We start from the raw sequence: 6,356 nt of genomic DNA on the forward strand, positions 1-6,356 counted from the left end.
CCTATGAAAATCCATTTTCCTCGGAGGAAACTCCAGTTTCACCTAGATGAAACTTTGGTGCCAGTCCCCTTGAAACTTTAGTTTCATCCGATGGGACCAAGGAAAGAGGCGGATGAGACGACAAAAAGAGAGGAGACGCCGATGACGACATCTCCTCTGATCAAATGTTGGAGCGAAGTTTATCGCTGCGTCTAGCTGGGCTAGTGGCTCACGATGAGCGTAAGACGGTAGTTGCGCAGGGGCATGGGGTAGTTGGCGACAACATCGTAGGCTTGGCTCAGGAGGTTGTTGCACTCGAGCTGCAGACGCAGGCCGTACCCTCGGACGGTGCGCTCGTAGGCGAGGGCTAGGTCGTTGGTGTACCACGGCTGGAGATGATTCTCGGGGAAGTTTTCCAGCTGACTGTACCGCTCGCCGGCGTAGATGAAGTTGTAGTTGAGCTGCCACCCCTTGTACTGCAGGATAGCCGTGGCGGAGCCGCTATGCCAGGGGATGTAGGGGATCTGGTGGCGGTAGTAGCTCTCCTTAGGATCAGTGACCTCGATGGCTCTCTGGTAGGTGTATTGAGCCCGCAGAGATAGCTGCAGGTCACGGATCGGGACGAGGCTCCAGGTACACTGAGCGTCGATGCCTCGTATGTCGACCTTGCCGAGATTGATCATGGTCCAGCGGAATTGCTGTCCCTTGGGGTAGGCGATGATTTTGTTGGTCACGAGATTGTAGTAAGCGTCTACCTTGAAGTCTAGGGTGTGGAGCCACGGCTTTTGCGGTGCGAGCTGGTACTGCAGACCCACGTTGTACTGGGTGGTGTGCTCAGGGTCGAGCTTGACATTGCCTATCTCGGTGTAGTATAGATCGTTGAAGGTGGGTAGGCGAAAGCTTTGCTTATAAAATGCGTTAAGTCGTAGATCAACCGCCTCCCACGGCTTGACCGATAGGATGGCTGCGGGGGTGAGCTTGCGAAAGAGGGGAGCCCGTGTGAGTAGCTTCGCTTTGTCCTGAGCTAGCGTGCCGAGGAGGCTGACCTGCGCATTGATCCAATCGTTGGTATAGGTCGAGGCGAGGGCGAGCAGGTGGGTGAAGCGGTGCGGGTAGACGAAGTCGTAGAGATTGGCATCGAGCTTGTTCCACTGCAGATCATAGGCGGCGGAGAGGTACCAGTGGTCGATCAACTGAAAGGCTGAGGCAACCGAACCGTATAGCTCTTGCTGCTGGTAGAGGTTGTCCACCTTGAAGGCGGCTGTCGGCTCGCTGCGCACGAAGTGGGTCTGGTAGTAGGCATACTTGGCGATGGCGTGTAGACGTATGCGGTCGCTGAGTTGCTGCTCGTAGGTGGTCTGGACGAAGCTGTTGTTGTCCCAGAGGCGCTCACCACGACGCCACACATTATTGACGATAGTGCCGGGTATGCCTCGCTCGCTGTTGTAGTTGTAGAGCTTGACGAGCATCTGCCCGTCGGGGAGACCGATGTGGAGATTGCCCTCAAGTCGTGTGGCATTGATGTCTCCATTGTGCCGGACGGCTGTGGTGTCGTAGGCTATCTCGTGGGTGAGGGGAAGGACTTTCTTGTACCTAAACTTGTACTTGCCGCTACTCTTGATCCACTCCGCATTGAAGGACATGGTGACCCTAGGCTCTAGGCGGTGCTCGATCAGTATGGCGGGGTTGAAGAGGTCGAAGGAGCCAGTCCGTAGAGTTGCTCTCAGATTGGTCTGCGCACCATCGGTAAAGGTAGGCTTGCGTGTCTGCAGGTAGACGGTACCGCTAGAGCCAAAGTCTTTGGCAGGCTGGAGGTAGCTACCCTTTTGCCCATTGAAGACCTGTATCGCCTCCATATTGTCGAGGGAGTACTGGCCGAGGTCTATCTGTCCATTCTGCGCATTGCTCAGCTCGACCCCATCGTAGAAGACACCGACGTGGTGGGTGCCCATGCTGCGGATATTGACCGTCTTGAGTCCACCGACTCCGCCGAAGTCCTTGACCTGAACGCCCGAGAAGGAGCGGAGCGCATCGGCTATGGAGAAGGCACTGAGCGCTTTGAGCTCTTGCCCTGAGAGTTGCTGTGCGGGTATGACGCCGCGCTTGTAGTCTGGCTCGCGGGGAGCTCGCACCACGACGGTCTCTAATAGATGCGTCTGTACGGTGTCGTGTGGGGAGGGTTGCTGCGCACATAGCTGAGGTGTGGTGGCGCAGAGGAGGAGTAGAGAGAGGATGAGAGTAGCCATCGGGATAGAAGTCCTAGATGTAAAAAGAGTAGGGGCGAACTCCCTAAGAGTCCGCCCCTACGTAGCTGTCTAACGGACAGAGATGGGCACCTAGTCGTGTGCCTTGTGCTGTCTGCTTACTTCTTTACGAATGCAATGCTATTGGGCAACATACCCGTGCGGGTGGTCTGCCACTTGAGCTTGCCATCGGGGGTGTAGCAGTATAGCGTACCACTAGAGCGATAGTCCTTGGCGTCCATAATGTAGATGTCGCCTGAAGCGGGGTGGATGGCGAGACCGTAAGCGGTCTGAATGTTGGCATCCGTACCGTCGGTGATGAAGCTCTCGGCGAGAGGCTTAGCAGCGTTGATGTCTACAAGACCGAAGCCTATCTTCATCTTCTGAGCTGCACTATCCCAGACGCTGCTGTAGTAGTAGAGCTTGTCACCGTAGAAGGCCATCTGAGCGCAAGGCATATTGAGCGAGTCGAGCTTTGACACCTTTTGCGTAGCTGGATCTAGGTCTATGTAGTAGAGGTTCGAGGGCACGTTGCCGTAGTTACCACGAGAGGTGACCCATAGTCTACCGTTGTGGTCCATTCTGAGGCGGTGGAGGTTCATACCGACCTCAATCTTGTCTACTTCGGTGAAGCTCTTAAGGTCAATGACTGATAGGGTGCGCTCATAGTTTGGCTTCATGTAGCCACCAGAGTTAGCGACGTATAGTCTTTCGCCCTTGATAACCATCTCCTCAGGCTGGTAGCCTACGACGACTTGCCCTGTGATAGCGAGCGTGTTGAGGTTGACACGGTAGACGGCGCCACGGACTTGCCCCTTAGCGTCTCGTGTGCTCGTGCTGACGTAGCTAGAGACGTAAGCGTTGTCACTATCGAAGCAGATGTAGCGACAGTTGGGGATGTCCACCTGACCGATGCGCTTACCGCTCTGAGCATCGAGGACCTCTACTTTGTTAGAGCTGTTGATGACTGCGTATAGCCTAGAGCCGTAGATCTGCAGATCGTTGCCTGTGTCGCCAAGCTCCTTGACGACGTTAGGATTGATCGTAGCGTAGATGTTTCGGGTGTAGGTGCCACTAACGAGGTTCATGTAGTCCAGCGAACTGTTGTTTGCCTGGAAGTTACCCTCGTTGAGCAGGTAGAAGCCAGTGATACCACCGCTGACCTGCGAACTGTTTGCGATTACTTCGGAGTCGGAAGGTACGACAGGGTCGTCCTCGCGACAAGAGTTGAGAAGTCCTAGACTGAGGATACAGAGTAGGAGTAGATTGCGATACAAGTGATTCATAATTGATTAGTTTGGGGTTATTTGCTTGCAAATATAGTGAAACGAATTGGAGCTGGAGCCTTTGGGTATACTAAAGGCTTCCAGCCAGTGTGCAGATAATCCGTATGGCATCTGCAAAGGGGGCTAGAGCGCTGGCTCTCTGCTGCCAGAAGCTTGCGTATTGCTTGCTGTGGTCTTGGCTCGTGAGTGGGGTGTCGCTGACGATGCGTAGGCTGACGAGTGGCGTATGATATAGGTAAGCTGTCTGAGCGATGGCGGCGCTCTCCATATCGACTGCGACGAGGTCGGGGTATTGCTGTGCGAAGGCTCTCAAGTGATCGGCATCGGGGATGAAGGTGTCGCCACAGAGGAGCAACCCTTCGTGAAGTGGTATGCGTAGTTGCTTAGCCACAGTTGACATGGCTGTCACATCTGCTGAATATTGTGCGGGCATGCCCTGTACTTGTCCACGCTCGTTGCCTTTGCCACACCATACATCGTGATAGCGGTAAGCTGTCGAGAGGCAGAGGTCGCCGACCTGCGCTCCTGCGTAAAGCCCTCCCGACACACCGACATTGACTAATAGCTGGGGCTGGTAGCGCACTATCGCTAGCTGTGTGGCAAGCGCTGCGTGAACCTTGCCGATGCCTGTCTCAAGGAGGTGAAAGGTCCACTCCGTCTGATGCCCTTCTATTCGTAAAGTGTAGCGATAACTGGCAAAAGGTGCCTCCTCAACCAAAGTACGCTCCACTAGCTTCACGGCGGGAGCTAGAGTCTCTATAGCAGAGTGTATCGCCATGCGCTCTTTACTCATGGCGCATAGCAGGACAATGGAGGGGAACATGCGACTAGCTCTTGATCAGAACTTGATGATCTTGGGCTGATTGACTGGTTGGGTGGTGGGCTCGGCGCCTTCCTGTGTCGGATCTACGCTGGGGAGCTCCTCTACGTCTGCGCTAGGCGTTCTAGTTGGCGTGGAGCGCTGAGCAACCTTTGAGGTGTCCAACGTTTGCGACATAGCAGGTGTCTGGTTGCCGTACTTATACTTAGCACGTCGCTCCTCCACCTCTGAGTAGCTGTGGTTCTTAGCGGGCTCCTCGTCGAGGTAGTCGATCAGGTCGTCACGATCTAGCTCGTCGTCGGTCAGCACGATAGGCACGAAGGTGGGCAGAGAGCTACGAGGCTCAAGGTCGAACTCGGAGTAATACTGGTTGAGTAGCTTGTTTTGCTCCTTCTCGATCTCCGTCTGGCGCACATAGTCCTCTACATCCATAGCGGTCATAGGCATATGCGCCTCCTTTTGGAAGCCTGAAGCGATGATGACGACCATCACTTTGTTGCCTAGCTCCTCGTTGAAGGCGTGACCTGACTTGTTGTTCTGCAGATTGCGGATGGAGGAGGTGAGCTTCTTGATCTCGTCCATTTCGTCGGTCGTCAACGCGTCGGACGGGTCGTAGAAGATAGCGAGCTGTAGCCTCGTCGCCGTGGTGATGTCGTCGTTGTTGAGTAGCGGAGAGCGCAGTGCTGAGTCGATAGCCTTGCTCACACGGTCGGGTCCCTCGCCGTAGCCGATGCTGATGTGTGCGATGCCTCCGTCCTTGAGCGTGGTGCGTACGTCGGCGAAGTCTTGGTTCATCTCCATCTCGTTGGTGATGACCATGGTGATGGCGCGAACGGCATTGGCTAGGATCTCGTTTGCTTTGTTGAGAGACTCGTCCCAGGGTAGCTCTCCGTAGACTTGGTTGATGTTTTCGTTGGCAATGATAACCAGTGAGTCCACCTCTTGGCGCATGCGCTCGGCACCTTGCGCAGCTTTGATCATACGCTGTCTCTCCTCACGGACGAAAGGCATGAAGATAAAGCCGACCGTGAGCAGTCCCATGTCACGAGCTATCTTCGCAATGACAGGCGCAGCGCCAGTACCTGTGCCACCTCCCATACCAGCACAGATGAATACCATCTGGGTCTCGTTGTCATCAAGGAGGGAGTGGATGAGCTCTCGGTCTTCTAGGGCGGCCTCTTCGCCGACCTCAATCTTACTTCCTGCGCCCAGTCCCTGGGTTAGCTTCTGTCCGATGACGGCTACATCTTTTAGCCCACTCTTGGCGAGGTCTTGCTCATCTGTGTTGAGGAGCAGATAGGATACCCCTTGGAGTCCAGAAGCGTGAATGTGCTTGACGGCATTGCCTCCAGCACCACCTACGCCGATCACCTTGATCAGCTTTTTCTGAGCAACCGCTTTGTTGTATTTGAAGTTGACGAGCTTGTCTGCGTTATCCATTTGTCGAAAGAGGTAAGAGGTTAGATAAAATGGGAGAGAGGGTGGGACTGACTAGTGAATGTCGTCGGTCAGCACATCCTTAATCGTGGAGAACCAATTGAAGGACTTCTTCCGCTTGGCACTCTTATGCTCCCGCTTTGTGGCTTTGCGAGGCTGATCAATGTCGGGCAGGTCAAAGAGAGATGTCTGAGGTTGCTGCTGGGGCTGCTCCTCGATAGTCTCTTGAGGTGTAGCAGTGCTATGATCCTCTTCGTGAGCTTCCACAGGCTGGCTGGCTTGTACCGTGGCTTGTGACGCTGGTGTGGCGACCTTGCTTGACGTAACGGGGGTACTCTGAGGTGCATCAAAGGAGCCGATGCAGTTGACCTCTGCACGATAGATGAGTCCTGCACAACCAGCGTAGTCTACATCTCCAGAGAGAGGCGTATCGCCCTTGTAAACCTTATCGTTGAACTCACGAGCTAGCGAGACAAACTTGCTCTCGCCCTGTAGGTAGTTCACGAAGCCTGTCATCAGAGCGCCTTGTCCCGCTAAGACAATGCCAGAGCCCAGCCGCGCACCAGCCTCGAAGTCGTCGATGACACGGAG

Annotated in this window: 4 protein-coding genes and 1 pseudogene; all 5 read right to left on the minus strand. The window is 54.8% G+C overall.

What is annotated here, in order from left to right; translation table 11 throughout:
• Positions 1-200 precede the first annotated feature (200 nt).
• Positions 201-2,225: a TonB-dependent receptor gene (locus Q0X57_RS07110; RefSeq protein ID WP_297729570.1), complete on the minus strand. Its 2,025-nt coding sequence runs from the start codon at positions 2,223-2,225 to the stop codon at positions 201-203.
• 116 nt (positions 2,226-2,341) lie between these two features.
• A complete protein-coding gene (locus tag Q0X57_RS07115; RefSeq protein WP_297729574.1) occupies positions 2,342-3,508 on the minus strand; it encodes a DUF5074 domain-containing protein in 1,167 nt (388 codons plus the stop codon).
• A gap of 70 nt (positions 3,509-3,578) precedes the next feature.
• Positions 3,579-4,331, minus strand: a complete 753-nt coding sequence (gene mtnN / locus Q0X57_RS07120) for a 5'-methylthioadenosine/S-adenosylhomocysteine nucleosidase (RefSeq protein ID WP_297729577.1) — start codon at positions 4,329-4,331, stop codon at positions 3,579-3,581.
• Positions 4,332-4,346: 15 nt separating this feature from the next.
• Positions 4,347-5,768, minus strand: coding sequence for a cell division protein FtsZ (gene ftsZ, locus Q0X57_RS07125; RefSeq protein WP_297729580.1), 1,422 nt, complete (start codon positions 5,766-5,768; stop codon positions 4,347-4,349).
• A 51-nt stretch (positions 5,769-5,819) separates the two neighbouring features.
• Positions 5,820-6,356 (minus strand): annotated as a pseudogene (locus Q0X57_RS07130) (cell division protein FtsA); the annotation flags it as partial.

Source organism: uncultured Porphyromonas sp., assembly GCF_947254915.1.
Lineage (GTDB): Bacteria > Bacteroidota > Bacteroidia > Bacteroidales > Porphyromonadaceae > Porphyromonas.

Excerpts from the sequence above, each read along its gene's own strand:
- Q0X57_RS07110 (WP_297729570.1), bottom strand. The coding sequence starts at position 2,225 with ATGGCTACTCTCATCCTCTCTCTACTCCTCCTCTGCGCCACCACACCT.
- Q0X57_RS07115 (WP_297729574.1), bottom strand. The coding sequence starts at position 3,508 with ATGAATCACTTGTATCGCAATCTACTCCTACTCTGTATCCTCAGTCTA.
- mtnN (WP_297729577.1), bottom strand. The coding sequence starts at position 4,331 with ATGTTCCCCTCCATTGTCCTGCTATGCGCCATGAGTAAAGAGCGCATG.
- ftsZ (WP_297729580.1), bottom strand. The coding sequence starts at position 5,768 with ATGGATAACGCAGACAAGCTCGTCAACTTCAAATACAACAAAGCGGTT.